A 26,497-nucleotide genomic window follows, 5' to 3' on the forward strand; every position below is an offset into this window, starting at 1 on the left:
GGCGGGCCGGGGACGGGGGCGCCGGACGGAGCGCTCAGGACAGCATGGTCTTGTCGTCCACGACGGCACCCTTGATCTTGGCGAACTCGGCCAACAGGTCCGCCGGGGTGCGCCCGGCCTTCTCCTGCTCGTCCAGCTCGAGGATGATCCGGCCGTCGTGCATCATGATCAGCCGGTTGCCGACCTCGAGGGCCTGGGACATGTTGTGCGTGACCATCAGCGTGGTGAGCCGGTGCTCGGCCACCACCTGCCGGGTCAGACGGGTCACCAGCTCCGCCCGGGACGGGTCCAGGGCGGCGGTGTGCTCGTCCAGCAGCAGGATCTTCGGGCCCGAGAACGTGGCCATGAGCAGGCTCAGCGCCTGACGCTGGCCGCCGGAGAGCAGCCCCACCTTGGCGGTGAGGCGGTTCTCCAGGCCGAGCTCGAGCTTCGTGAGCTCGTCGCGGAACGTGGCGCGCCGGGCGCGGGAGACGCCCCGCGAGAGCCCGCGGGCGTGCCCACGTCGCCAGGCCAGGGCCATGTTCTCCTCGATCGTGAGGTTCGGTGCCGTGCCCGCCGTCGGGTCCTGGAACACCCGGCCGATCGAGGCCGCGCGGCGGTGGTCCGGCATGCGGGTGACGTCCTTGCCGCTCACGGCCACGGTGCCGGTGTCCGGGAGCAGCTTGCCGGCGATCGTGTTCAGGATCGTGGACTTGCCGGCGCCGTTGGAGCCGATCACGGTGACGAAGTCGCCCTCGGCCAGGTGCAGGTCGATGCCCTGCAGGGCGCGCCGCTCGTTGACGGTGTTCGGGAAGAAGGTCTTGGAGACCTGCGAGATCTCAAGCACGGGGGGCCTCCTCGGGGACGGATGCGGCGGGGGTGGCGCCGCCCGGCTCGCCGGTCAGGGGCATGCCGGCGGTGGCCGGTGCGGCGGCGGCCGGCCCCGGGGTCGCGGCCGTGCCCCGAGTGCGCAGGCTCAGGCGCTTGGCGAAGCCGAAACGCGGCAGCAGCAGGGCCACGACGACGAGAGCCGCGGAGATCAGCTTCATGTCGTTCGGGCTCAGGCCCGCGTTGAGGGCGAACTGGATGATCAGGCGGTAGAGCACGGCGCCGACGATCACGGCGAGCGTCGCCCAGAAGACCGTGCGCTGGCCGAACACGGCCTGGCCCACGATCACGGACGCCAGGCCCACGAGGATGAGGCCGATGCCCATGGAGATGTCCGCGAAGCCCTGGTACATGGCCAGCAGGGAGCCGCCGAGGGCCACGAGGCCGTTGGAGATCATGAGGCCGAGGATCTTCATCCGGTCCGTGGAGACGCCGTACGAGCGGATCATCTCCTCGTTGTCACCGGTCGCCTGCAGGGCGAGGCCCAGGTCCGTGTGCAGGAACCAGTCGAGGATCAGCTTCACCACGAACACGCCGAGGAAGAGGACGAGGATCGAACCCCAGTTCCGGGCCAGGCCCAGATCGCCGAGCCACGTGAACAGGGTGTCCTGGCCGAGCAGGGGGATGTTGGCCTTGCCCATGATCCGCAGGTTGATCGAGTAGAGCGCGATCATCGTGAGGATGCCGGCGAGCAGGCCGTCGATCCGGCCCTTGGTGTGCAGCAGGCCGGTGACGAGGCCCGCGAGCGCGCCCGCCACGAAGGCGGCGAGCATGGCCAGGGGCACCGGCGTGCCGCCCGTGATGAGCACGGCGGCCGTGGCGGCGCCGGTGGTGAACGAGCCGTCCACCGTGAGGTCGGGGAAGTCGAGGATGCGGAAGGTCAGGTACACGCCGAGCGCGACGACGGCGTAGATCAGACCCAGTTCCACTGCGGTCAGCATGGGGTGGGTGCCTTTCGGGCGGTGCGAGGGGGACGGACGACGGCGGGACGGGGTGGGCCGGCCGTCGACGTGCTCCGCGGCGGCCCGGACCCCGTGGTCCGGGCCGCCGCGGAGGCGGGCAGGCGCGGGATCAGCCCTCGACGAGCTGGTCGGCCCTGTCCTTGAGCTCGGCGGGGATCTCGACGCCGTAGGCCTCGGCGGCCGTCGGGTTCAGCACGAGCTGCAGGTTGGCCGGGTCGGCGTAGCCCACGGGCAGCTCGGCCGGCTTCGCGCCGTCCTTGAGGATCTTCACGGCCATCTCGCCGGCCTGCTTGCCGTGCGCCTTGTAGTCGATGCCGTACGTGCCCAGGGCGCCGCGCTCGACGGAGTCGATGTCCGCCGAGATGACGGGGACGCGCTGCTCCTTGCCGTAGCCCACCACGGTCTCCAGCGCCGAGACGACGGCGTTGTCCGTGGGCACGTAGATGCCGTCCACGCCGGACAGGGACTGCACGCCCTGCTGGACCTCGGACGAGTTGGTGATGGTGGCCTCCTTGACCTCGAGGCCCAGCTCCTTGCCGGCCTCCTTGGCCTGGTCCACCTGGACCTTGGAGTTGGCCTCGCCGGAGTTGTAGACGATGCCGACGGTCGTGGCGTCCGGCTTCACGTCCTTGAGCAGCTGCAGCTGCTCCTTGACCGGGTTGCGGTCCGAGACGCCGGTGACGTTGCCGCCCGGGGCCTCGTCCGAGGCCACGAGCTCAGCGCCCTTCGGATCGGTGACCGCCATGAACACGACCGGCTTGTCCTTCACGGCCGAGGCGGTGCCCTGCGCGGCGGGGGTCGCGATCGCGGCCACGAGGTCCACGTCCCCGTCGTTGGCGAAGGTGGAGGCGATGGAGGTGACGGTGGCCTGCTCGCCCTGGGCGTTCTGCTCCTCGAACGTCACGTCCAGGCCGGCGTCCGTGAACGCCTCCTTGAAGCCCTCGGCCGCGCCGTCGAGCGCCGGGTGGGAGACGAGCTGGTTGATGCCCACGGTGTAGGAGCCGGAACCGCCGGAGCCGGAGTCGCCGCACGCCGTGAGCCCGAGGGCGGCGACGGCGAGGGCGGCGGTGAGGGGGAGGGAGCGGTGCTTCATGAGACGGACCTCGTTCTGATGGTGCGGTGCGGGATGCGCTCGCCGACGGGGGCCCGTCGGACACAGTGCAGACACTGTGCGCGGTGACACGCATCACGGGCAAGACGTGCGCGCATCCACGCGACATCCTGCCATGTGATCGGCGTCACCGTGGACACTCTGCGCCCGTCGGCGCCGTGCGCCACACCCGCGTCCCCGCCCGGCCGTCATCCCGGGCGGGACGCCGTGGAGGTCAGCGCCCGCCGGCGCGCTGCACCGAGATCTCGTACAGGGAGATGCCCACCGCCATCGAGGCGTTGAGGGACTCCATCGTCGAGTCGATCGGGATGGACACGATCTGCTGGCAGTGCTCCCGCACCATGCGGGACAGACCCTTGCCCTCGGCCCCCACCACGAGCACGAGCGGCTCCGTGGCCAGGGCGAGCCCGGGCAGGGAGACGTCCCCGCCGCCGTCGAGGCCCAGCACGAAGTAGCCAGCCTTGTGCAGGTCGACGAGGGTGGTGTTCAGGTTGCCGGCCTGGGCCACGGGCACCCGCGCGGCCGCGCCGGCCGAGGTGCGCCAGGCGGTGGCGGTCACGCCGACGGAGCGGCGCTCGGGCACGATCACGCCGTCCGCGTCGAACGCGGAGCCGGCCCGGATGATGGCGCCGAGGTTGCGGGGGTCGGTGATGCCGTCGAGCGCGATCAGCAGCGGCGGGGTCCGCAGGTGCCCCTTCTCGTGCTTCGCGAGCGCGTCGAGGGCCAGGGCCGTGGCGTCGGCGTACTCATAGGGCGGGATCTGCAGCACGATGCCCTGGTGCACGGCCTCGCCGGAGAGGCGGTCCAGCTCCGGCTTGGTGTTCTCCAGGACCGGCACGCCCTGCTCGAGGCAGAGGCGCAGGGCCTCCTTGACGCGGTCGTCCATCTCGATGCGCACGGCCACGTGCAGCGCCTTGGCGGGGATGCCCGCGCGCAGCGCCTCGAGCACGGGGTTGCGGCCGGAGACGGTCTCGTCCGTGAGCTTCACGCGGCCGCGGACCTGGTCCGTCACGGGGCCGCGCTTGGCGGCCGAGCGCTCGGCCAGCTGCTTGGCACGGTGCGCCTTGTGGTAGACCCGGTCCTCGGCCTTGGGGGTGGGTCCGCGGCCCTCGAGCGCCTTGCGACCGTGGCCGCCGGTGCCCTTCATGGGGCCCTTCTTGCCCTTGGGCTTGCGGGATCCGCCGGAGCGGGGTGCGGTGGACATGGCGGGACTCCTGCGTGCCGGGGACGGGGGCGGCGGCACGCGGGGCGCCGCCGGATCGTCCTCCAGTCTAGGTGTCAGTCCGCCAGGCGCCATGTGGCGCCGTCGGCACCGTCCTCCAGCACGACGCCGGCCGCGGCCAGCGCGTCCCGGATGCGGTCCGCGGTGGCCCAGTCCTTGTCCGCGCGGGCCTGCGCCCGCGCCTCGATCTGCGAGCGGACGAGCGAGTCGAGGGCGTCCGACACCGGGCCGGCCGCGGCGTCGTCACCCTCGGGCACGTCGTCCAGGCCCAGCACCGCGGTCATGGCCTCCACCTCGGCCAGGCGGGCGGCCGCGGCGTCGAGGTCCTGCCCGGCCAGCGCCGAGTTGCCGGCACGCACGGCCTCGTGCAGGGCCGCGAGCGCCTGGGGCACGTTCAGGTCGTCCTCCATGGCGGTGCGGAAGGCGGCGGGCACGCGGTCCGCGAGCGCCCCGTCGGGGGCGGGCGGGACGGCACCCGCGGCGCGGGCGCGGGCCGTGAAGCCCTCGATGCGCTCGACGGCGGCCTCGGCCTCGTCGAGGGCGCCGGGCCGGTAGTCGAGCTGGGAGCGGTAGTGGGCCTGCCCCAGGAAGTAGCGCACCGCCGTCGGGCGGGCCATGCCGAGCATCTCCTCGGGGGAGATCGTGTTGCCCACGGACTTGGACATCTTCTCCCCGCCGTAGGTGACGAGCCCATTGTGCAGCCAGAAGCGGGCGAAGCCGTCACCGGCGGCCGTCGACTGGGCCAGCTCATTCTCGTGGTGCGGGAACCGCAGGTCCAGGCCGCCGCCGTGGATGTCGAACTCGGCGCCGAGGTACTTCGTGGACATGGCCGAGCACTCCAGGTGCCATCCGGGGCGGCCGGCCCCCCAGGGCGACTCCCACACGGCGGTGGCGGGCTCGCCGGGCTTGGCGCCCTTCCACAGGGCGAAGTCGCGGGGGTCGCGCTTGCCGCGCGGGTCGGCGTCGGGCGCGTCCTGCATGTCCTCCACGCGCTGGCGGGTGAGCTCGCCGTAGCGCTCCCACGACCGGACGTCGAAGTAGACGTCGCCCGAGCCGTCCTGCGCGGGGTAGGCGTGGCCGCGCTCCATCAGGCGCTCGATGAGCGCGAACATCTCGGGCACGTGGCCGGTGGCGCGCGGCTCGTAGGTGGGACGGCGGACGCCGAGGGCGAGGTAGGCGGCGTCGAACGCCTTCTCGAACCGGTAGGCCAGGGCCCACCACGGCTCGCGGGCCGGGTAGAGGTCCGAGGCCTCGAAGCCGGCCTCGTGGGAGGCGGCCGAGCGGTCGAGGATCTTGTCGTCGATGTCCGTCACGTTCCGCACCGAGGTGACGCGCAGCCCCGTGGCCTCGAGCCAGCGGATGAGGATGTCGAACACGATCGCGCTGCGCACGTGGCCCACGTGCGGCATGCCCTGCACCGTGGCCCCGCAGTAGTACACCGACGCCTCGCCGGGCACGAGGGGCTCGAAGTCCCGGATCTGCGCGGTGCGGGTGTCGTAGAAGCGCTGGGCCATGGGGGCGCGGTCCTTCCGGAGGGGCGGGGTCCTGACGGGGCTCTGCCAGCCTAGTCGGTGCGCCGGTGCGGGCTCAGGCCGCAGGGATGACGAGCGCGGTCGCGATCCCGACCAGCCCCTCCTTGCGCCCGATGAACCCCAGCCGGTCCGTGGTGGCGGCGGAGACGGACACGGGGGCCCCGCCGAGGGCGGCGGACAGGGCGGCCTCCATCTCCGCGCGGCGCGTGCCCACCTTGGGCCGGGGGGCGACCACCTGGACCGCCACGTTCCCGACGGCGACGCCCGCCTCCGTCAGCAGGCGCAGCACCTCGCGGAGCATGTCCGCGCCGGAGGCGTCCGCCATCTCGGGCCGGTCGACGCCGAACACGGCCCCGAGGTCACCGAGGCCGGCGGCGGAGAGCAGGGCGTTGCACGCCGCGTGGGCGGCCACGTCCCCGTCCGAGGTCGCGGCCACGCCCCGCTCGCCGGGCCAGTGGATCCCGCCGAGCCACAGGGGCCGGGGGGCATCCTCGGGTGCCCACGCGTGCACGTCGGTGCCGATCCCCACGCGCGGAAGGGGGGCGGCCGCGACGGCGGGGCGGGTGGGCTGGCTCATGGAGGCCTCCTGGGGGGCGCGGCGGGCGAGCTCGAGGCGGGCGAGGTCGAGGTCGGCGGGGGCGGTGACCTTGAACGCGGCCGGGTCGCCGGGCACCACCACGACCTCCTGCCCCGCGGCCTCCATGACCATCGCGTCGTCGGTGAGCGCCGCGGCGTCGAGCGTGGGGTCCGTGCGCACGGCCTCGTGGGCCGCCAGCAGGGTGTCCAGGTCGAAGCCCTGCGGCGTCTGGATCGCGCGCAGTCCGGCGCGGGCCGGCGTGGCCGCGACGACGTCGACGCCGCCCCGTCCGGGGGTGACCTGCTTGACGGTGTCCGTCAGCGGCAGGCCCGGGACCGCGGCGACCGCGCCGGTCTCGAGCGCCGCCGTGACGGCCCCGAACACGCTCGGCGGGGTCAGTGCGCGGGCCGCGTCGTGGACGAGGACGCGGCGGGGCGCCCCCGCCGGGGCGAGGTCGGCCAGAGCGCGGGAGGCCGCGGCGAGTCCGGCGCGGACCGAGTCCGCGCGCTCGGCGCCGCCGGGCACGCAGTGCACGGGCACGTCCAGGCGCGGGCCGGCGTCGACCTCGGCGGCCACGCGGCCGGCGTCGGCCTCCGCCGGCGGGGTGAGCACCACGACGGCGTCGAGGGCGAGCCCGGCGGCGCGTGCGGCGGCGACGGACGCCAGGCAGTGGTGCAGGAGGGTGCGGCCGTCCGCGAGGGGGGCGAGGGCCTTGGGCAGCCCGGCGCCGAGGCGGGTGCCGGCGCCGGCGGCGGCGATCACGAGGGCGGTGGGCATGGCCTCATCCTAGGGAGCGCGCCGGTGTCCGTGGCCCGGGACCCCCGACGGCGACGGCCGTGGCCGGGGGCGAGACAGGGGCGGGGCCCGCGTCGTGGACGCGGGCCCCTCCCCTGCCGTGTGCTGCTCGTCAGCCCTCGAGCACCTTGTCCAGGCGGCCTTCGGCCTCCTCCTCGGTGACCTTCTTGGCCAGCGCCAGCTCGGACACGAGCACCTGGCGGGCCTTCGAGAGCATGCGCTTCTCGCCGGCGGACAGGCCGCGGTCCTGGTCGCGGCGCCACAGGTCACGGACGACCTCGGCCACCTTGTTGACGTCGCCGCTGGCGAGCTTCTCCAGGTTGGCCTTGTAGCGGCGGGACCAGTTGGTCGGCTCCTCCACGTGCTCGGCCCGCAGGACCTCCATGACGTGCTCGAGCCCCTCCGCATCCACGACGTCACGCACGCCGACGAGGTCGACGTTCTCCGCAGGGACCTCGATGGTCAGGTCTCCCTGTGCCACCTTGAGCTTGAGGTACATCTTCTCCTCCCCCTTGATGGTGCGCATCTTGATCTCCTCGATCCGCGCAGCACCGTGGTGGGGGTAGACGACGGTCTCTCCGACCTCAAAAACCATGTTGTTGTGCCCCTTTCAGTCGTCTCATTCTATCATGCGGCCTCGTCATGCCGCGCGTGCCGTCACATCTTCGGCCTCCGGATGTGATAGTGGAGGACCCCGCGCCACACGCCTGTCGGCGTCCCGGGATGCGGTAGCCTGACCTGGCAGGACCCCTGCCTCGGGGCTCCTGAGCACGTCATCGCACCTGAGGAGACCTCTGTGAAGAACGCATCCCGGCCCGCCCGGCGCCACCTCGCCGCAGGTGCGCTGGCCGCGGTCGCCCTGCTGGGCGCCACCGGCTGCTCCGCCGTGAGCCCGATCGCCACCGCCATCCAGTACTCCGCCTCGGACGGCATCAACGGCCAGGAGCAGGACTTCCTGAGCTACCGCAACCTCGCCCTCGTCGGCGACGGCGAGTCGGGTCCCGCCCGCCTGATCGGCACCGTGGAGAACACCTCCGGCCAGGACCAGACCTACACCTTCCAGGCCGAGGGCGGCAGCTCCGCGACCCTGAGGGTCCCCGCCGGCGAGAGCCGCAAGCTCGAGGACGACGCGAACACGACCGTCCTGGAGCGCGAGGGCGTGTGGGTCGGCGAGAACCTGCCCGTGACCGTCTCCGGCACCGGCGGCACCGCCGACCTGGCCGTCCCGCTGCTGAGCGCCACCCAGGAGCAGTACCGTGACCTGCTCCCCGAGGGCGTCGAGCCCGCAGACGAGGATCTCGTCGGGCACCTCCACGAGGAGACCCACCACTACGGCGAGGAGCACTGACCTCCGCCGGGCCCGCGCCCGGCACGCCACGGCCCCGGCCCCACCGCGAGGTGGAGCCGGGGCCGTCGTCGTCCCGGGCGGAGCGTGCCGGTCAGGCCTCGAACTTGTAGCCCAGACCGCGCACCGTGACGAGGTAGCGGGGGCTCGAGGGGTCGGGCTCGATCTTGGAGCGCAGGCGCTTCACGTGCACGTCGAGGGTCTTGGTGTCCCCCACGTAGTCGGAGCCCCACACGCGGTCGATCAGCTGGCCGCGGGTGAGCACGCGCCCGGCGTTGCGCAGCAGCATCTCCAGCAGCTCGAACTCCTTGAGGGGCAGGGACACCTGCTCGCCGTCCACGGAGACGACGTGCCGCTCGACGTCCATGCGCACGGGGCCGGCGCTGATGGTCGCCGACATCGGCTCCTCCTGCTCCCCCTGACGGCGCAGCACGGCGCGGACGCGGGCCACCAGCTCGCGCGAGGAGTACGGCTTGGTCACGTAGTCGTCCGCGCCGAGCTCGAGGCCGACGACCTTGTCGATCTCCGAGTCCTTCGCGGTCAGCATGATCACGGGGACGTTGGAGCGCTGGCGCACCTGACGGCACACCTCGGTGCCGGACATCCCCGGGAGCATCAGGTCCAGGAGGATCAGGTCCGCGCTGTCGCGCTCGAAGACGCTCAGCGCCTCGTTGCCGTCGGCGGCGACGGTGACCTCGAACCCCTCCTTCTCCAGGAGGTAGGACAGGGGGTCGCTGAACGACTCCTCGTCCTCCACGATCAGAATGCGGCTCATGCGCTCGTCTCCTTCCGGGTCGGGTGTGCGGCCGAGGCGGTCACCCGGTGACCGCGCCGCTCGGTGACGTGGGCGGCGCCCGGCGCGCCGTCGACGGCGACACCGTCCCCCCACTCGGGCAGGCGGATGGTGAAGGTCGACCCGCGGCCCGGCTGGGACCAGAGGGTGACCTCCCCTCCGTGGTTGATGACGACGTGCTTGACGATGCTCAGCCCCAGGCCCGTGCCGCCCGTCTGGCGCGACCGCGCCGCGTCCACGCGGTAGAAGCGTTCGAAGACCCGCTCCTGCTCCTCCGGGCTGATGCCGATGCCCTGGTCCGTGACGGTGACCTGCGCGAGCCCGTCCACGGAGCTCAGGCCGATGCCCACCGTGGTGCCCTCCGGGGAGTAGCGCACCGCGTTGTCCACCAGGTTGCGCACCGCGGTCATCAGCTGGTCCTGGTCCCCGTGCACCACCGCGTCCACGCGGCCGCCCACGCGCAGCGCGATGCCGCGGTCCTCGGCGGTCAGGCGCAGGCGGTCCACGGCGTCGGCGACGACGGCGTTGAGGTCCACGGGCCCCCCGTCCTGGACCACGTCCTTGGCCTGCAGCCGGGAGAACTCGATGATGTCCTGCACGAGGGCCGTGAGCCGGCGGGACTCGACGCCCAGCCGTGCGGCGAAGCGACGCACCGCCTCCTCGTCCTCCGCGGCGTCGCCGATGGCCTCGGAGAGCAGGGAGATGGCACCCACCGGCGTCTTGAGCTCGTGCGAGACGTTGACGACGAAGTCGTGGCGCATGGCCTCGGTGCGGGTCACGTCCGTGCGGTCGTCGGCCAGGATCAGGATGTACTCCTCGTCCAGCGGGGCCACGCGCAGCTCGACGACGAGGCTCGACTGCCCGAGGGGTCCTCGGGGCAGCTCCATGCGGCGCTCGACGATGACGCCGTCGGCCCGCACGGTCCGCGTGAGCTCCCGCAGCTGGTCCTGGACGAGCGAGTGCCCCCGCACGAGGCCCAGGGCGTAGGCCGCGGGGTTCGCCCGCACCACACCGTCGACGTCGTCCACCACCGCGTACGCGCGGCCGACCACGGAGAGGACCTCGGCGGCGCCCGGCGCCAGGGTGGGTTCGCCGACCGTCAGGTCTACCGTCCGCGAGCGCTCGGACGCCCGGAAGGCCAGCATGGAGGCCACTCCGGTGAACAGTCCGACCGCTCCGCACAGCAGGCCGATGATGACGGGATCCACGGCACCAGACTAGCCTCTGGCGGCCCGGAGACGGGCTGCCCCGGCCCCGCCAGACGCCGGACGATCGGCGTTCATGGGCCGTTCATCTTGCCCTGGCAGGATGGGCCGCTGCCCCGCGGACTCGGGGTCGGCGGCGCACGGGCGTCGCCGGGGAGAGGAGACCATGCGCGAGCTCTACCGAGCCGACCTCGAACGGCTGGGCCGCGACCTGACCGAGATCGCCCGCCTGGTGCACCGCGCCATGATGGACGCGCAGGCCGCCCTCGAGGCGGCCGACGTGCACGGCGCCGAACGGGTCATCTCGGAGGACGCGCGGATCGACCAGCTGCAGGAGTCCCTCGACGAGCAGGCCGTGCGCATCCTGGCGCTGCAGGCGCCCGTGGCCACGGACCTGCGCACCGTCGTCGCCACGCTGCGGATGAGCTCCTCGCTCGAGCGCATGGGCGACCTCGCCCGCCACGTGGCCCAGCTGACCCGGCTGCGCTACCCCGAGCATGTCATCCCGGAGCCGGTCCGGACCGTGTTCACCGCGATGTGCGACGCCGCCGTGGAGGTGGCCGAGGAGGTCGTCCTGCTGCTCGAGACCCAGGACCTGGCGCACGGGGACCGGATCGACACCCTCAACGAGGACGTCAACGCGCTGCACGTGTCCGTCTTCCGCGCGATCGCCGCCCCGGACTGGAGCGCGACGCCGGCCACCACCACGGACGTCACGCTGGCCTCCCGCTACCTCGAGCGGTTCACGGACCACGGCCTGTCCGTGGCCGCCAAGGTGCGCTATCTGGTCACGGGCGAGTGGGCGACCCACCGCCCGGACGCCACCGGCTCCTGACCGTCCCCGACGCCACGGGCCGGGCCCCCGAGCGGGGCCCGGCCCGTCGTCGTCGGGCGCGTCAGTGCGCGGAGCCCTGGGCGGCCACGGCGGCGGCGCCGGCCGCGGCGGCCTCCGGGTCGAGGTAGCGGCCGTTCGCGGTGATCGGCTTGAAGTTCTGGTCCAGCTCGTACACCAGCGGGATGCCCGTCGGGATGTTCAGGCCCGCGATGTCCTCGTCCGAGATGCCGTCCAGGTGCTTGACCAGCGCGCGCAGCGAGTTGCCGTGAGCGGCGATCAGCACGGTCTTGCCGGCCTTGAGGTCGGGCAGGACCTGCTCCTCCCAGTAGGGCAGCAGGCGGTCGACGACCTGCTTGAGGGCCTCGGTGCGGGGGGCGTCCTTGCCCAGGTCCGCGTAGCGCTCGTCGCCGACCTGGGAGAACTCGGAGTCGTCGTCCAGGGCGGGCGGCGGGGTGTCGAAGGACCGGCGCCAGACCATGAACTGCTCCTCGCCGAACTCCTCCTTCACCTGGGCCTTGTCCTTGCCCTGGAGGGCCCCGTAGTGGCGCTCGTTCAGGCGCCAGCTGCGCTTGACCGGGATCCACTGGCGGTCCGCGGCCTCGAGCGCCAGGTTGGCCGTGGTGATGGCGCGCTTGAGCAGGGACGTGTGGACCACGTCCGGGCGGAGGCCCTCCGCCTCCAGCAGCTCACCGCCGCGGGCAGCCTCGGCGCGCCCCTTCTCGGTCAGCGGGACGTCCACCCAGCCGGTGAACAGGTTCTTCTCGTTCCATTCGCTCTGACCGTGCCGCAGCAGGACCAGCGTGTACGTGGTGTTCGCCATGTCACCATCCTAGGCGGACCCGTCCCGCCGCTCCCCTACGCTGGAGCCCATGGTGGAGAAGGCCCGGCGGCTGCGCGCGCGCACGACGCCCGGCCCCGGCCCGGCACGGGGCCCGCAGGGCCACATCACCCGCGGCACGACGGCGGCGCAGCGGATGCGCCGGGTGGACCGCTGGCTCACGGACGTGCACGGCCCCCTGCTGCGGCGCACTCCCCGCCCGCTGGCCGTGGACCTGGGCTTCGGCGCGGAGCCGGTGACCGCCGTCGAGATGGCCCAGCGGCTGCGCGTGCAGAACCCGGCCCTCGAGCTGGTGGGCCTCGAGATCGACCCCGCTCGGGTGGCCCGGGCGCGGGAGCGGGCCGGCGGCCTGCCGGGGGTCACCTGGGCGGTCGGCGGCTTCGAGCTGCCCGTGCCGCGGCCGCCCACCGTGGTGCGCGCGTTCAACGTGCTGCGCCAGTACCGGGAGGAGGACGTGCCCGCGATCTGGTCCCTGCTGTGCGCAGGCCTCGCCGACGACGGCGTGCTCGTGGAGGGCACCTGCTCCGAGGACGGCCGGCGGGCGGCCTGGGTGGATCTGCGCCGGGATGGGCCCGCGAGCCTGACCGTGGCCCTCCGGCTGGGGTCCTTCGCCCGCCCCTCGGACGTGGCGGCGCGCCTGCCGAAGGTCCTCATCCACCGGCACGTGCCCGGGGAGCCCGTCCATCGGCTCCTGGCGGAGGCCGACGCCGCGTGGGCCGCGCACGCCCCGCTCGCGGCCTACGGGACGCGGCAGCGGTGGCTGGCGACGGTCGGCACGCTGCGCGCGGCGGGCTGGCCCGTGCTGGGCGGCCCGCACCAGTGGCGGCGCGGGGAGCTGAGCGTGCGCTGGGCGGCGGTGGCGCCGTCGTCATGAGGGCCGCGCCGGCGGCGCGGGGTCCTCAGCGGCGCAGGGCCGGGCCCATGTCCTGGCGGGGGCCGGCGAGGTAGACGCACGCCACGCACGCGGCCACGAGGCCGAACATGCCCATCCCGCCGCCGGCGAGTACGCCGAGGAGCCCGACGACGGCGGCGACGCCGGTCAGGATCAGCCAGAAGCTCCTGTCGCGGCCCCCGGTGCGGGCGAAGTCGTCGGGGCGGCGCCGGACGACGTCCACCAGCGCCCAGACCTCGAGCACGAGCGCGGCGATCGCCAGGACGCGGAACAGCCAGTGGTCGAAGAGCAGGGCGACGTGCATGGGGGCGCTCATGCCGGTCAGTCTAGGCGGTCGACCCGGCCCGGTTCCTTCCCCGTCCGGGGCGGCGTCTAGGCTCGAGGCGTGAGCACCCAGACCGAGCATCGCGGCCTGTTCGTCGCCGTCGAGGGACCGGACGGATCCGGCAAGTCCACCCAGGCGCGCGCCCTGACCGAGGCCCTGCGCGCCGCGGGCCACGAGGTGGTGCTCACGCGCGAGCCCGGCGGCTCGGACCTGGGCGAGACGCTGCGGGAGCTGCTGCTGGACCCCGGGCACGCCCCCGTGGACCCCCGCACCGAGGCGCTGCTGTTCGCCGCGGCCCGGTCCGCCCACGCCGTCCGCACGCTCCGTCCCGCGCTGGCCCGGGGCGCCGTCGTCGTCACGGACCGGTACGTGGACTCGTCCGTGGCCTACCAGGGCGCGGCGCGCGGGCTGGGCGAGGCGCGGATCGCCGCCCTGAACGAGTGGGCCACGGACGGGCTCGTCCCCGATCTGACGGTGCTGATCGACGTGGACGCGGCCACCGCCGCGGACCGGCGTGAGCGCCGCGCGGCGGGGGGCGAGGGCGCCCCCGACCGCATGGAGCGGGAGACGGCGGACCGGCACGAGGCCCTGCGCGCCGCCTTCCTCGCCCGCGCGGCGGCCGCGCCCGAGCGGTACCTCGTGCTCGACGGCGCGCTGCCGCCACAGGAGCTCACCGCCCGCGCGCTGGCCCGCGTCACCGCCCAGGCGGCCGACCGATGACGGCCCCCGCACCTGCCGTGTTCGCGGACCTCGCGGGCCAGGAGGCCGCGGTGGCCCAGCTGCGCCGCGCCGCGGCCGAGGACCGCCCCACCCACGCCTGGATGTTCACGGGCCCGCCCGGCTCCGGCCGATCGACGGCCGCGCGGGCGTTCGCCGCGGCCCTGCAGTGCGAGGTCGCGGACCCGGCGGCGCGCGGCTGCGGCGAGTGCCACGCGTGCCGCACCGTCCTCGGCGGCACCCACCCGGACGTGACCGTGCTGGCCACCGAGGCGGTGAGCTATCGGATCGAGGACGTCCGCGCCCTCGTGGAGGCCGGCCAGTCCACCCCCGCGACCGGGCGCTGGCGGATCTTCCTCATGGAGGACGCGGACCGCATGACGGAGCGCGCCACGAACGTGCTCCTCAAGGCCATCGAGGAGCCGCCGGCCCGCACGATCTGGATGCTGTGCACCCCGTCCCCCGCGGACGTGCTCCCCACCGTCCGCTCCCGCTGCCGGCTGATCACGCTGAGCATCCCCGCGGTGGAGCAGGTGGCGGAGCTGCTGCACCGCCGCGACGGGCTGGACCGCGAGACCGCACTCACCACCGCGCGGATCTCCCAGTCGCACGTGGGCATGGCCCGCCGCCTCGCGCGGGACCCGGACGCCCTCGAGCGTCGCGAACGCATCCTCTCCCTGCCGCTCCAGGCCACCGCCGTCTCCGACGCGATGGCGCTGGCCGCCACGCTGGCCGAGGTGTCCAAGGCCGAGGCCGAGTCCGCCGCCGAAGCCCGGGACGCCGAGGAGCTCGAGGCGCTGCGCCGCTCCCTGGGCCTCGAGCCCGGCGAGCCCGTCCCGCCCAAGCTCCGCCACCACGTCAAACGGCTCGAGGAGGACCAGACCCGACGGCGGCGCCGCGCCGTCCGGGACTCGCTGGACCGGGCCATGATCGACGTCATGGGCCTGTTCCGGGACGTGCTGCGCGTGCAGCTGGGGGCCGACGGCGAGCTCATCAACGAGCACCGCCGGGGCGAGATCGAGGCGTACGCCCGCGGCGCCGCCGGTGACTCGGCCGAGGTGCTCGCCCGGATCGACGCCGTCACCACGGCCCGCGAACGCATCGCCGCCAACGTGCCGGAGCAGCTGGCCCTCGAAGCCATGATGCTGGCGCTGCTGCCCCGCCGAGTGCGCACCCCGCGACGTCGCTGAGCGGCCGCGCGGGGCGGACCGGCGCCGGCTCAGCGGGTGCGGACCACCAGGTCCGGCACATCGGCCAGGCCCGGCACCACCCGGTCCGCGCCCGCCGCGAGCAGGACGTCGTCCGCGTCGCGACCCGTGCGCACCCCGACCACGAGTCCGGCCCCCGCGCGGCGCCCGGCCGTCATGTCCTCCGCGGTGTCCCCGACCACGAGGACGCTGCGGACGTCGTCCAGGTCGAGACCGAGCAGGGCGGTGAGGATCATGTCCGGGTAGGGGACGCCGCGGCCGGCGTCGTCCGGGGAGAGGCTCAGATCCGCCAGGCCCATCCACCCCAGCGACTCGAGGATCATGTTCTGGGTGTGGCGGGCGTAGCCGGTGCACAGGCACACGTGCAGGCCGAGCGCACGCAGGCGGACGAGCGCCTCCTCCGCGCCCCGCACGGCCCGGACGCCGTGCTCGGCCAGCAGCGCGTCGAAGGCCGCCTCGAACGTGCGGGTCGCCGCCGCGGCCACCGCCCGGTCGGCGAACACGCGGGGGAACACGGCCGTGCGCGAGGTGGGCCGGAGCGCGCGGAACCGCCGCGCGGCGTCGTCGTGCTCCGGTGTGCCCGCCGGGACGCCGTGCTGGTCCAATGTGCGGGCGAACGCCGTGTCCTGGAGCCCGTGCTCCACGATGGACGTGCCGGACATGTCCACCACGGCCAGGCGGAGGGGCACGGCCGACGAGGCCGCGGCGGGGGGTGCGGGGGTGCGAGGGGCGTGGGGCAGGCTCATGCGTCTCCCGTCGACGGTGTGTGCCCACCAGGGAACCGCCCCCGTCTGGCCGCGGCATGGCCTGGGGGTGAACGCCCGCAGAAGGGGCGGGCCACACTCGGTGGCCCGCGCACCCGGCCGCGCGGTGGAATCGGGGCCGCGAAACCGGTATGCTCGTCAGCCGTGGCCGTTCACGGTCACGTGCCTCCTTAGCTCAGCTGGCCAGAGCAGCTCCCTCGTAAAGAGCAGGTCGCCGGTTCGAATCCGGCAGGGGGCTCCCCCGGACCCCGCCGCGTGATCACGCGGCGGGGTCCTCTCGTCTCCGGGCCGGCCCTCCGGGGCGCGCCGCCGTCAGAGCCCGGCTCCCAGCTCCTCCGCCCGGTCCAGGTGGCCGAGGGTGCGTTCGGCGTGCCGGCCGACCGACTCCGCCGAGCCCTGACCGAGCCGGTACAGGGCGAGGGCCTGAGCGGTGGCGGCCAGCTCGTGCGCGGCGCGGGAGAGCTCACGGTGGACGTCGGCGGCCTCGGCCGGGATGTGCTCGCCGTCGCCCTCGTGGTCCCGGTGCAGGCGGACGCACAGGGCACGGACCGCGGGGAGCCGTTCCGTGAGGACGTTGCCGGCGTGGACCACGCCGTTGCGCTCCTCGGGGCTCAGCACGTCCGTGCCCCGCTGGCCCTCCAGCACCTGCCAGTAGCGGTCCAGGGCCCGGCCGAGTCGGTCGTGGGCACGGCGCCACAGCCCCGTGCCGAGCTCGCGGTCGTCGGCACGCTCCTGACGGAAGCGTGCGAAGGGCCCCCTCATGCGCGGTCGCCGGACGGCCGGCGCGCGTCGGCGGGGTCGGTGACGAGCACGACCTTGCCCGTGCGGGTGGCGGAGTCGAACCAGTCGAACGCCTCGGCGGCCTCGGCGAGCGGGAAGCACGCCCCGACGCTCGCGTCGATGCGGCCCGCCGCCACCAGGGGCCACACGGCACGTTCGGCCGCGGCCACGATCCCGGCCTTGTCCACGACCGAGCGGGAGCGGAGCGTCGCCCCCGTGAGCCAGCCGCGCTTGACCACCAGCTTCATGATGTTGAAGTCCTCCGGGACGGCGCCGCCCTGGACCGCGAGCGTCACGATGCGTCCCTCGGGGGCGAGCGCGGACACGTTGGGCGCCAGATACGGGCCGCCGACGACGTCGAGGATGACGTCCGCGCCGTGGCCGTCCGTGACCTCCTTGACCCACGGGGCGAAGGCACCGGACTCGGCGGCGCGGTGGTCGAACATGTGCTCGGCGCCCAGCCGCCGACCGAGTGCCACCTTCTCCGGGCCGCCGGCGGTGCCCAGCACCCGTGCACCGAGCGCGGCGAGGAACTGGACGGCGAAGGAGCCGATGCCGCCGGTGGCGCCGTGCACGAGCACCCGGTCCCCGGCCTGCACGCCCGCCCGGCCCACGAGCGTCGAGTGCACCGTGCAGGCGACCTCCGGCAGGGCCGCCGCCTCGACGAGGCCGACGCCGTCGGGGACGGCCATGAGCTGGCCCGCCGGCACGGCGACGTACTCGGCGAAGCCGCCGCCGGCCAGGAGAGCGCACACCCGGTCACCGACGGCGAAGCGCCCCTCCCCCGGCATCCCGGCCTCGGGTCCCAGCGCCGCCACGGTGCCGGAGACCTCGAGCCCGGGGATCTCGGAGGCGCCGCGCGGCGGCGGATAGCGGCCCTCGCGTTGCGCGATGTCCGCGCGGTTGAGACCCGCGGCGGCCACGTGCACCAGCACCTCGCCCGGGCCGGGGTCCGGCACGGGCTCGTGGCCCACGCGGACGACGCCGTTGTCGCCGGCACCGGTGAATCGCACGGCGCGCATCTGTGCGGGGACGTCCATGGGGGTCTCCTCCTCTGGTCGGGGGTCGAGGGTCCATCCTCGCGCGCGGGGGCCGGACTCGCCACCGGTCGCCCGCCGGGCCACGGGCTAGAGTGGGTCCTCGACGCGGCGGCCCATGCCGTCGCGGTCAGGCCCGGGATGGTTGTCCGAGCGGCCGAAGGAGCCGGTCTTGAAAACCGGTGCGCGGTGACCCCGTGCCGAGGGTTCGAATCCCTCACCATCCGCGTGCACACGACGAGAGGCGGCGGGCCGGACGGCCCGCCGCCTCTCGTTCACCTGGAGGCCACCTGGATGTGATGGACTCCGCGCGTCACCCCGCCGTCCACCGGCGGCGCACCTCTGTCATCACGCATCCCGGGGAGAGCCATGCCCAGCCTGTTCCGCCGCCGTGCCGTCACCACGGCCGCCTGCACCGTCCTCGTCCTCGCGCCCGCGAGCGCGGCGCCCGCCCTGGCCGTCGAGACGGCCGCCGCGGACGAGACCACCATCTCGATCCTGTCCTTCAACGACTTCCACGGCGCGCTGTCCGCGGACTACATCGGCACGCAGTTCGCGGACACCGTGGAGGACTACCGCACCGCGTTCGAGGCCGAGCACGGCGCCGGCTCCACGCTGCTGACCAGCGCCGGCGACCTGATCGGCGGCTCGAAGTCCGTGTCCAACGTGCAGCAGGACAACCCGACGATCGACGTGATGAACGCGCTCGGCCTGGCCTCGCTGACCGCCGGCAACCACGAGTTCGACAAGGGCCTGGACGACCTGCAGGGCCGCGTGGAGTCCCGGGCCCAGTTCCCGGTGCTCTCCGCCAACCTGGTGGACCCGACGAGCAAGGAGCCCGTCCTCACCTCGCACGCCGTCTTCGACGTCGACGGCGTGCGCGTCGCGGTCATCGGCGCCTCCCCCAACGAGCTGTACGCGACCACCACCGGCGCGGGCCTGAAGGGCAACGAGGTCCTCGACGAGGTCGCCGCCGTGAACGCGGTCGCGGACGAGCTGGAGGCCCAGGACGCCGCCGACGTGATCGTGGCCTCGTACCACGACGGCGCCGCCGGCGCGGGCGAGCTGGCCGCCGAGCGGGCGGCCCGGGCCGAGTTCGACCGCATCGTCGGCGAGACCTCCTCCGCCGTGGACGTCATCTTCAACGCCCACACCCACCAGCTCTACCGGTACGACACCGCGGCCGGCGGCGCCCACCGCCCCGTGATCCAGGCGGGCGCCTCCGGCAGCCACCTGGCCGCCGTCGAGCTGACCGTGGGCGCCGACGGCGAGGTCACCGGGCTCACCCCGCGCCTGCTGGCCCGGTCCACGCAGGCCCCCGCCGAGGCCGCCGCGGAATCCCCCGTCACCGCCCAGGTGTACGCGATCGAGCAGGAGGCCGTCGCGGTCTTCGAGGACCTGCAGGGCGAGGTCGTGGCCGACCTGTCCGCCTCCATCACCACCGACTACCAGAAGCTCATCGACGCCGGCGGCTCCTGGAAGGCCGGCGGCACGCGCGCCGCCGAGACCACCCTGGGCACCTGGGTGGGCGACGCCGTCAAGCACGCCGCCGAGCAGGCGAACCCCGAGGTGGACCTCGGCGTGACCAACCCCGGCGGCCTGCGCTCCGAGCTGCTGACGGACCGCTTCACCGACGGCGGCGCGTTCCCGGCCAAGCCGGCCGACCTCGTCGGTCGCCTCACCCTGGGCGAGCTGCTCGACATGGCGCCGTTCGGCAACACCATCACCTACTTCGACATCCCGGGCTCCTCCATCAAGCTGGCCCTCGAGGAGAACTGGCGGAACGACGTGCGCAAGTTCACCCTCGGCTGGTCCGAGGAGCTGACCTGGACCTACGACGAGTCCCGCCCCCAGGGGGACAAGGTGACCGGCGTGTGGATCGACGGCGAGCCGCTCCAGGCGGACCGCATGTACACGGTGGCCAGCCAGTCGTTCCTGGCCGACGACACCTGGACGACGCTCGGGGACCCGACCAAGGCCCCCGACGGCTACACCGCCTTCGCGACCGGCCGCCAGAACTTCGTGAACATGGGCCTGCTGGACTCCCAGGCGATCACGGACTACGCCCGCGCCCAGGACGCGGCCCGCGGCGCCGTCGCCCCGGACTTCGGCAAGAACGGCGTGCCGGTCACCGACGCCCCCGCCTCGGTCGAGGCCGGGCAGGCCGTCGGCCTGACCCTCGGGGACCTCGTGGTGGACTCCGACGGCGCCCCCGCGGCGACCGCGGTCGACGTCGCCTTCCGCACGGCCGAGGGCACCGAGACCGGCCTGGGCACCGTGGCCGTCCCGGCGGGCTCCGAGACCGTCACGCTCTCCGGGATCACCGCCCCCGCCGCCGCGGGCACGGGCGAGCTCGTGATGACCGTGCGCTACGCCGACGGCAGCACGACCGTGGTGCGCCATGCCCTCGAGGTCACCGCGGCCCCGACCCCCACCGAGCCGGAGCAGCCCGCACCGACCCACCCGGGCAAGGGTCATGGCAAGGGCCATGACAAGGGCGCCGACCACCCGGGCAAGGGCCGCGTGAAGGGCGAGGACCACCCGGGCAAGGGCCGCGGCGTGCAGCGCGGCGCCCCCACGCACCCCGTCTTCTCCGCCCATGCCTGGCTGACCGCCGCGGGCCTGCCGCGCTGACCCATCGAGAACGAGACCGAGGACGACATGACCCCCCTGCCCCGCTTCGCCGCGCGCACCGCGGTGACCACCGCCGCCCTGGCCCTGCTCGCCCCCGCTGTGGCCCTGCCCTCCCAGGCCAGCCCGGCCGGCGACTCCCTCGTCATCAACGAGGCGTACACCAACGGCGGCTCCGCGAACGCCGTGTACACCCACAAGTTCGTGGAGCTCTACAACCCCACCGACCAGCCGATCAGCCTCGACGGCTGGTCCCTGCAGTACCGCTCCGCCGCCGGCACGGCCGCGACCCAGGGCACGGTCGCACTGTCCGGCACGGTGCCCGCGAAGGGCCACTTCCTGGTCTCCGGCGGCTCCAACGGCACCGCGGGCGCCGCCCTGCCGCAGGCGGACCTCGTGGCCGGCGGGGCGTTCAACCCCGCGGGCACCAAGGGCACGATCGTGCTCGCGCGCCAGGCCGGCACCGTGACGGACCTGCCGGTCGGCTCCGTGGTGACCGGCCAGGTGCCGGGCGTCGCGGACGTGCTCGGCTACGGAGCCACGAACACCTTCGAAACGGCGGCCGCCGGCGCCCCCTCGGCCAACTCGGACCCGAAGTCCCTCACCCGCACGAACGGCGTGGACACGGACGACAACAGCGCCGACTTCACCGTCACCGACCAGGTCACCCCGACCAACGCCGCCGCCACCGGCGGCGAGCCGACCCCGGAGCCCGAGCCGCAGCCGACCCCGGCCGAGCGGATCACCATCGCCCAGCTCCAGGGCACCGGCACGGCCACCCCGTACGCCGGGCGCCAGGTGACCACCACCGGCGTCGTCACCGCCGTGTACTCCACGGGCGGCTACGACGGCTACTACATCCAGACCGCCAGCACCGGCGGCGACACCCCCGACGCCACCCCGGGCGCCTCCGACGGCGTGTTCGTGTACTCGCCGGACACGGTCGGCTCCGTGACGCTCGGCGACCACGTCCAGGTCACGGGCGAAGCGGCCGAGCACTACGGCCTCACGCAGATCAAGGTCGCCGCCGGCGGCGTGCTGCCGGTCGCCGAGCCCGGCGCCGTGGCCCCCACGCCGGTGGAGTTCCCGCTGGAGGAGGCCGACCGTGAGGCGCTCGAGGGCATGGTCCTCGCCCCGCAGGGCGACTGGACGGTCACGGACAACTACTCCCTCAACCAGTACGGCTCCCTCGGCATCGTCCCCGGCACCACGCCGCTGGACAACCCGACGTCCGTGGCGCTGCCCGGCGCCGAGGCGCAGGCCGTCGCGGCCGCCAACGCGCAGCAGCTGATCGTCCTCGACGACGGGGCCACCACGAACTTCATGCGCTCGCCGGGCAACCAGAACCCGCTGCCGTACCTGGACGCGGACCAGCCGGTGCGCGTGGGCGCGGGCCTGGAGTTCACCACCGGAGTCATCCTCGACTGGCGCTTCGACGCGTGGTCCTTCCAGCCGCTGGGCCACCTCACCGACGCCACGGCGGCCGCCGTCCAGCCTGTGACGATCGAGGACACCCGCCCGGCCGAGGCCGCCCCCGAGGCGGTCGGCGGCAACGTCACCGTCGGCAGCTTCAACGTGCTCAACTACTTCACGACCCTGGGCCAGGACGTGGCCGGCTGCAGCGCCTACCGCGACCGCGCCGGCACCCCCGTCACCACGAACGGCTGCCTGCCGCGCGGCGCCTACACCCCCGAGGCGTTCGCCCGTCAGCAGGAGAAGATCGCGGCCGCGATCAACGGTCTCGACACGTCGGTGGTCGCGCTCGAGGAGATCGAGAACTCCGAGAAGTTCGGCCTCGACCGGGACCACGCGCTGGCCCACCTCGTGGAGGCCCTCAACGCGCAGGCCGGCGAGCAGCGCTGGGCCTTCGTCGCCTCCCCGGCCGAGCGCCCCGCGCTCGCGGACGAGGACGTCATCCGCTCCGCGTTCATCTACCAGCCGGCCGAGGTCACCCCGGTGGGCGAGTCGGTGATCCTGGACGACCAGACGAACTTCGACAACGCACGCGAGCCGATGGCGCAGCTGTTCCGCGCCGCCGACGGCACGTCCGAGGGGGCGGCCGGCACCGAGTTCGTGGCGATCACCAACCACTTCAAGTCCAAGGGCGGCTCCGGTGCGACCGGGGGCAACGTGGACTCCGGCGACGGCCAGGGCGCGTACAACGCGGACCGCGTGGGCCAGGCCGAGGCCCTCGTGGCCTTCGCCGAGCGCATGAAGGCCGAGACCGGCACCGACCGCGTCCTGCTGATGGGCGACTTCAACGCCTACGAGAAGGAGGACCCGATCCGCGTGCTCGAGGCGGCCGGGTACGTCTCCCAGGGTGCGCTCACGGGCGAGTACTCCTACGCGTTCGGCGGCGCCGTCGGCAGCCTGGACGGGATCTACGCCTCGCCGTCCGCGGCCGCGGCGATCACCGGCCAGGACATCTGGATGATCAACGCGAACGAATCCGTGGCCCTGGAGTACTCGCGCCACAACTACGTGGCCGAGGACCTGTACTCCGCGGACCAGTGGCGGTCCTCGGACCACAACCCGATCCTGGTGGGCCTCCAGCTCGACGTGCCCGTGACCGAGCCGACCCCGGAGCCGGAGCCGGAACCCACCCCGGGTGAGACCTGCGACGGCGTGACCGATCCGCGCGGCGTGCCCGGCAAGCCCGCGAACTCCGTGCGCGAGTGGCTGCGCTGCATCGGCGCGACCCCGGGCCACGGCGGTGACCATCCGGGCAAGGGCCACGGCCCGGAGCACCCCGGCAAGGGCCACGGCCCGGAGCACCCCGGCAAGGGCCGCGGGCCGGCCCGTCCCTGACGGGGCGCGGGGCGCCGCACCCGGCATGACGACGGCGGGGCCGTCCGGGATCCACCCGGGCGGCCCCGCCGTCGTCGTGGGGTTCAGCCGGCGAGCACGGCCGCCGCGGCGGCGTCGGCGTCGGCGAGGAAGAGGGCACGTCCGGCCGGATCGGCCCCGGCCTCGGCCGCGATCGCGGTGCCCCACTGCACGCCCGAGAGCTGCAGGCCCAGCACGAACACGTCCGCGTGGACCGTGCCGTCCGAGGCCCGCAGCCGGTACGGGCGGGCCGTGACGTCGAAGCCGGTGGCGGGCACCCGCACGCCCTCCTCGTCCTCCCACGTCCCGGCGGCGGCGACACCGTCCGCCAGCATCTGACGGACCAGCGGGGAGGCGGCGGCCTGCACGCGGTTGGGCGGCATCATGGCCTCCACCAGCCAGGCCCCCTCGACGACGGCGGGCTCCAGCGAGTCCTGCGCTCCCACCTGGGGGCTGCGGGCGGTGAAGCCGTGGTCCTCGGCCTCGACCACGGGCGCGGGGCCGGCCCAGGTGAGCAGGCCGGCCCGGTGCACCGCGAGCATCTGCTCGACGCGCCACAGGGGCGGGCCGGAGGCGAGGCCCTCGGCCAGCGGCTCGAACCAGCCCTGGACGTCCCGGATGCGGGAGGCCTCGGCGATCCGGCCCTCGGCGATCCACGCCTTGATCCGCAGTCGGCCGGCATGGAGCGCGCCGACGGCCATCATGAACGGGGACTCCTCCCCGAGGGCGGCCTCCACGCAGGCCTGCTCCATGAGGTCCGCGACGGCCCGCTGATAGTCCTCATGGGAGGCGAACACGGCGTCCTCGAACGGGGACCCATAGGCCAGGATGTCCAGGAAGCGGCGGCCGGGGGCGTACCGCTGGAGGAGCTCCTCGGCGTGCGCGGAGGTCACGGGGGCGCCGCGGCCGGCCTCCTCGAGCTGGCCGACGAGCTCCCCGAGGAACCGGCGCGCCTCGACGGGGCCGCCGAGGATCTCGGGCTGGGCCCGGACGAGCGTGGCGTAGTAGTGCCGGACCACGTCGCGGTGCAGCAGCGGCCAGAGGTGCTCGGCGAGGTCCAGGGCCCCGTGCCGGGCGGCGAGGGCGTCCACGGCGGCGTCGGAGAGGTAGCTGAGGGTGACGCCGCGGGGCACGAAGGCGTCCACCTCCGCCTTGGGCAGGTACGGGATGCCGCGGCGGGACATCAGGTGCAGGCGCGGCTCGTCCCCCGACGGCTCGTACCGCAGGGCCCGGCCGGGTCCGTCGCCGGTGCGGCGGTACACCCCGCCCCGGCCCTGGGTGAGCTGGGCCAGCAGGTCGAACGCGTTCAGGCCCATGCCCCGCACGAGGACGTCCGCCCCGGCCTCCAGGGTCTCCCAGTCCACGTCCGAGGGGATCTGCGGGCCCTGGTAGTGCAGCTCGTCCCGGCCCCGCGCGGCGGCGGCCATCCGGTTCTGGCCGGGGCTGAGTTCCGCCGGCTGATGGCCCAGGCAGAGCACGACGGCGTCCGCGTCGAGCGCGGCGACCGCGCCGTCGGCGTCCCGCAGCTCCAGGCGGGCACCGCCGTCGGGCCGGGGGTGCAGGGCGGTGGCCTCGGCGCGGTGCTCGACGACCTCGGCGACCTCGGGACGGGCGCGCAGCCCGGCGACGACGTCCTTGTACAGATGCCGGAGGTAGCGCCCGTAGACCGCACGGGCCGGGTACTGGTGGCGGCGCACGCCGAGGCTGGCCTCCGGGTGCACGCGTCGCCACTGGTCGAAGGTCTGGGCGGCGGTGGAGGGGCGCAGACCGGGGTTGTCGGCGGCGCACGCGGTCGGGAAGAACGCGGGGGTGTTCATGAGGTACAGCTCGGACTGGTCAGTGCGCCACACCCGCCCTGGCCCGGGCGGATAGGGGTCCACGACGTCGATGCGCATCCGCCGAGGGTGTGCGTCCGGGGCCGCGCCCTCGAGTCGGGCGAGGATCCGCTCCAGCAGCATGACGCCGCGGGGGCCCGCTCCCACCACTGCGAGGCGGCGATCGGCCACCAGGGGCTCGGACATGGGGCCTCCACTCTCCTCGGGATCGTTATTCACGCCTGCGGCGCGCGTATTCCACACAATATCGGTGGCCGTCAAGGGTCGCGGACCGCTTGCGCCACACTCCCACCGATCCCCCAGGATCTACAGCAGGGCCGGACGGAGAATCCGCGGAATCATGCGGATCGCACCGAGATTCTGAGAGAAGTCTGGGAATTAGGAATCTGGGGGGCCGATGGTTGACGCCACTCGGGCCCATGGGGAATTGTGAATGAGCGTAAGGCAACAAAACACCGATTCAGAAGGAGAATTCCTCATGGACCGCAACGCTCTCGACCAGCTGCAGAACTCCACCGTCTTCGCCACCGACGGCGACAAGATCGGCTCCGTCGGTCAGGTCTACCTCGACGACGTCACCAACGAGCCCACCTTCGTCACGGTGAAGACCGGCCTGTTCGGCGCCCGCGAGACCTTCGTCCCGCTGCAGCAGGCCCAGACCACGGCCGACGGCATCACGGTGCCCTTCGAGAAGTCCTTCGTGAAGGATGCTCCGAACGTGGACGCGGACGGCTCGCTGACCCCCGAGGAGGAGCAGCGCATCTACGAGTACTACTCCATGGAGTACTCCGCCGCGGACTACGACGGCGACGTGCGTCGTGACGACGTGCGCACCGACGCCGGCGCCGCTGGCGTGGCTGGCACTGCGGGCGTGGCCGGCGTGGCCGACCGCCGCGACGAGGCCGTCGTGGACGGCGACCGCCACGACGTGACCGACCGCGACCGCCGCGACGTGGCCGACCATGACCGCCGCGACGTGACCGACGCCGACTCCGTCGTCGTCAAGGACGAGCACCTGAACGTCGGCACCGAGCGCCGCGCCTCCGGCCGCGTCCGTCTGCGCAAGCAGGCCTACACCACCACCGAGACCGTCGAGGTGCCCGTCACCCGCGAGGAGGTCGTGGTGGAGCGCGAGTCCGTCGACCCGAACTCCGCCGAGGCCCGCACCGCCGGCCGCGACGGCGACGTCGAGGTGACCACCTACGAGGAGACCCCGGTCGTCAACAAGACCGTGGACGCCGAGAAGGTCTCCCTGGGCAAGCGCCAGGTGCAGGACACCGAGACGGTGACCGAGGAGGTCCGCCACGAGGACGTCAAGGTCGACGGCGACGCCACCGATCGCGACCTCGACGGCCGCAACGACCGCAAGGATCGCATCTGATCTGAACGGACGCGTCGGC

General features: G+C 74.0%; 23 protein-coding genes and 2 tRNA genes. 10 read left to right on the plus strand and 15 right to left on the minus strand.

The window, feature by feature from the left end:
* Positions 1-34: 34 nt before the first annotated feature.
* The 7 genes from AC0VX4_RS09300 to AC0VX4_RS09330 all read right to left on the minus strand — a co-directional run bounded on the left by AC0VX4_RS09300 (position 35) and on the right by AC0VX4_RS09330 (position 7,661).
* Positions 35-826 carry an ABC transporter ATP-binding protein gene (locus AC0VX4_RS09300; RefSeq protein ID WP_002855120.1) on the minus strand — a complete coding sequence of 264 codons (792 nt, stop codon included), beginning with the start codon at positions 824-826 and terminating at the stop codon, positions 35-37.
* Positions 819-1,808: an ABC transporter permease gene (locus tag AC0VX4_RS09305; RefSeq protein WP_002855118.1), complete on the minus strand. Its 990-nt coding sequence runs from the start codon at positions 1,806-1,808 to the stop codon at positions 819-821. Before AC0VX4_RS09305 ends, AC0VX4_RS09300 begins: the two co-directional genes overlap by 8 nt.
* 130 nt (positions 1,809-1,938) lie before the next feature.
* Positions 1,939-2,922, minus strand: coding sequence for an ABC transporter substrate-binding protein (locus AC0VX4_RS09310; protein WP_002856492.1), 984 nt, complete (start codon positions 2,920-2,922; stop codon positions 1,939-1,941).
* Between the two features lie 232 nt (positions 2,923-3,154).
* The gene (gene rlmB, locus AC0VX4_RS09315; protein WP_002856490.1) at positions 3,155-4,144 is read right to left on the minus strand and encodes a 23S rRNA (guanosine(2251)-2'-O)-methyltransferase RlmB; all 990 of its coding nucleotides are present in this window, start codon (positions 4,142-4,144) and stop codon (positions 3,155-3,157) included.
* Positions 4,145-4,218: 74 nt separating this feature from the next.
* Positions 4,219-5,676 carry a cysteine--tRNA ligase gene (gene cysS / locus AC0VX4_RS09320; RefSeq protein WP_002856488.1) on the minus strand — a complete coding sequence of 486 codons (1,458 nt, stop codon included), beginning with the start codon at positions 5,674-5,676 and terminating at the stop codon, positions 4,219-4,221.
* A gap of 73 nt (positions 5,677-5,749) precedes the next feature.
* Positions 5,750-7,048 carry a 2-C-methyl-D-erythritol 2,4-cyclodiphosphate synthase gene (gene ispF / locus AC0VX4_RS09325; protein WP_002856486.1) on the minus strand — a complete coding sequence of 433 codons (1,299 nt, stop codon included), beginning with the start codon at positions 7,046-7,048 and terminating at the stop codon, positions 5,750-5,752.
* Between the two features lie 130 nt (positions 7,049-7,178).
* Positions 7,179-7,661, minus strand: coding sequence for a CarD family transcriptional regulator (locus AC0VX4_RS09330; protein ID WP_002858073.1), 483 nt, complete (start codon positions 7,659-7,661; stop codon positions 7,179-7,181).
* A gap of 201 nt (positions 7,662-7,862) precedes the next feature.
* On the opposite strand from AC0VX4_RS09330, the gene AC0VX4_RS09335 reads away from it, so the two are divergent.
* Positions 7,863-8,414, plus strand: coding sequence for a hypothetical protein (locus tag AC0VX4_RS09335; protein WP_002858072.1), 552 nt, complete (start codon positions 7,863-7,865; stop codon positions 8,412-8,414).
* 91 nt (positions 8,415-8,505) lie between these two features.
* Here AC0VX4_RS09335 and AC0VX4_RS09340 read toward each other — a convergent pair whose 3' ends face one another.
* Entirely contained in the window at positions 8,506-9,186 is a 681-nt protein-coding gene (locus AC0VX4_RS09340) for a response regulator transcription factor (protein ID WP_002858071.1), read from the minus strand.
* Entirely contained in the window at positions 9,183-10,412 is a 1,230-nt protein-coding gene (locus tag AC0VX4_RS09345; protein WP_002858070.1) for a sensor histidine kinase, read from the minus strand. The genes AC0VX4_RS09340 and AC0VX4_RS09345 overlap by 4 nt, the downstream gene beginning before the upstream one ends.
* A 163-nt stretch (positions 10,413-10,575) precedes the next feature.
* On the opposite strand from AC0VX4_RS09345, the gene phoU reads away from it, so the two are divergent.
* The gene (gene phoU, locus AC0VX4_RS09350) at positions 10,576-11,244 is read left to right on the plus strand and encodes a phosphate signaling complex protein PhoU (protein WP_002858069.1); all 669 of its coding nucleotides are present in this window, start codon (positions 10,576-10,578) and stop codon (positions 11,242-11,244) included.
* A gap of 61 nt (positions 11,245-11,305) precedes the next feature.
* On the opposite strand, the gene AC0VX4_RS09355 is transcribed toward phoU, so the two are convergent.
* Positions 11,306-12,064 carry a phosphoglyceromutase gene (locus tag AC0VX4_RS09355; protein WP_002858068.1) on the minus strand — a complete coding sequence of 253 codons (759 nt, stop codon included), beginning with the start codon at positions 12,062-12,064 and terminating at the stop codon, positions 11,306-11,308.
* A gap of 49 nt (positions 12,065-12,113) precedes the next feature.
* On the opposite strand from AC0VX4_RS09355, the gene AC0VX4_RS09360 reads away from it, so the two are divergent.
* Positions 12,114-12,956 carry a hypothetical protein gene (locus tag AC0VX4_RS09360; RefSeq protein WP_002858066.1) on the plus strand — a complete coding sequence of 281 codons (843 nt, stop codon included), beginning with the start codon at positions 12,114-12,116 and terminating at the stop codon, positions 12,954-12,956.
* Between the two features lie 25 nt (positions 12,957-12,981).
* Here the strand turns inward: AC0VX4_RS09360 and AC0VX4_RS09365 are convergent, their stop codons facing one another.
* The gene (locus tag AC0VX4_RS09365) at positions 12,982-13,278 is read right to left on the minus strand and encodes a DUF2516 family protein (protein WP_002858065.1); all 297 of its coding nucleotides are present in this window, start codon (positions 13,276-13,278) and stop codon (positions 12,982-12,984) included.
* Between the two features lie 81 nt (positions 13,279-13,359).
* On the opposite strand from AC0VX4_RS09365, the gene tmk reads away from it, so the two are divergent.
* Together tmk and AC0VX4_RS09375 are read left to right on the plus strand one after the other, a co-directional pair.
* Complete coding sequence (tmk, locus tag AC0VX4_RS09370; RefSeq protein WP_060775558.1) at positions 13,360-14,019, plus strand: dTMP kinase; 660 nt, start codon at positions 13,360-13,362, stop codon at positions 14,017-14,019.
* The gene (locus tag AC0VX4_RS09375; RefSeq protein WP_049159617.1) at positions 14,016-15,206 is read left to right on the plus strand and encodes a DNA polymerase III subunit delta'; all 1,191 of its coding nucleotides are present in this window, start codon (positions 14,016-14,018) and stop codon (positions 15,204-15,206) included. The genes tmk and AC0VX4_RS09375 overlap by 4 nt, the downstream gene beginning before the upstream one ends.
* Before the next feature lie 29 nt (positions 15,207-15,235).
* On the opposite strand, the gene AC0VX4_RS09380 is transcribed toward AC0VX4_RS09375, so the two are convergent.
* Positions 15,236-15,970, minus strand: a complete 735-nt coding sequence (locus tag AC0VX4_RS09380; RefSeq protein WP_036335241.1) for an HAD family hydrolase — start codon at positions 15,968-15,970, stop codon at positions 15,236-15,238.
* 182 nt (positions 15,971-16,152) lie between these two features.
* On the opposite strand from AC0VX4_RS09380, the gene AC0VX4_RS09385 reads away from it, so the two are divergent.
* Positions 16,153-16,226, plus strand: a tRNA-Thr gene (locus AC0VX4_RS09385).
* Between the two features lie 74 nt (positions 16,227-16,300).
* Here AC0VX4_RS09385 and AC0VX4_RS09390 read toward each other — a convergent pair.
* Together AC0VX4_RS09390 and AC0VX4_RS09395 are read right to left on the minus strand one after the other, a co-directional pair.
* Positions 16,301-16,750, minus strand: coding sequence for a hypothetical protein (locus tag AC0VX4_RS09390; RefSeq protein WP_002858061.1), 450 nt, complete (start codon positions 16,748-16,750; stop codon positions 16,301-16,303).
* Entirely contained in the window at positions 16,747-17,808 is a 1,062-nt protein-coding gene (locus tag AC0VX4_RS09395; RefSeq protein ID WP_002858060.1) for an NAD(P)H-quinone oxidoreductase, read from the minus strand. The genes AC0VX4_RS09390 and AC0VX4_RS09395 overlap by 4 nt, the downstream gene beginning before the upstream one ends.
* A 136-nt stretch (positions 17,809-17,944) precedes the next feature.
* Between AC0VX4_RS09395 and AC0VX4_RS09400 the strand changes: the two genes are divergently transcribed.
* The 3 genes from AC0VX4_RS09400 to AC0VX4_RS09410 all read left to right on the plus strand — a co-directional run bounded on the left by AC0VX4_RS09400 (position 17,945) and on the right by AC0VX4_RS09410 (position 23,244).
* Positions 17,945-18,032: transfer RNA gene (locus AC0VX4_RS09400), tRNA-Ser, on the plus strand.
* A 142-nt stretch (positions 18,033-18,174) separates the two neighbouring features.
* Entirely contained in the window at positions 18,175-20,439 is a 2,265-nt protein-coding gene (locus tag AC0VX4_RS09405) for a bifunctional metallophosphatase/5'-nucleotidase (protein WP_136941020.1), read from the plus strand.
* A gap of 27 nt (positions 20,440-20,466) precedes the next feature.
* Positions 20,467-23,244 (plus strand): ExeM/NucH family extracellular endonuclease, encoded by a 2,778-nt coding sequence (locus AC0VX4_RS09410; RefSeq protein ID WP_475464299.1) that lies wholly within the window; start codon positions 20,467-20,469, stop codon positions 23,242-23,244.
* A gap of 83 nt (positions 23,245-23,327) precedes the next feature.
* Here AC0VX4_RS09410 and AC0VX4_RS09415 read toward each other — a convergent pair whose 3' ends face one another.
* On the minus strand, positions 23,328-25,283 hold the full coding sequence (locus AC0VX4_RS09415) for an FAD/NAD(P)-binding protein (RefSeq protein WP_002858050.1): 1,956 nt from the start codon (positions 25,281-25,283) through the stop codon (positions 23,328-23,330).
* A gap of 292 nt (positions 25,284-25,575) precedes the next feature.
* On the opposite strand from AC0VX4_RS09415, the gene AC0VX4_RS09420 reads away from it, so the two are divergent.
* Positions 25,576-26,478: a PRC and DUF2382 domain-containing protein gene (locus AC0VX4_RS09420; protein WP_002858048.1), complete on the plus strand. Its 903-nt coding sequence runs from the start codon at positions 25,576-25,578 to the stop codon at positions 26,476-26,478.
* The last annotated feature ends 19 nt before the right edge of the window (positions 26,479-26,497 follow it).

Source organism: Micrococcus sp. 63XJN7_8_ISO-PGPR-S23-253 (assembly GCF_056173425.1).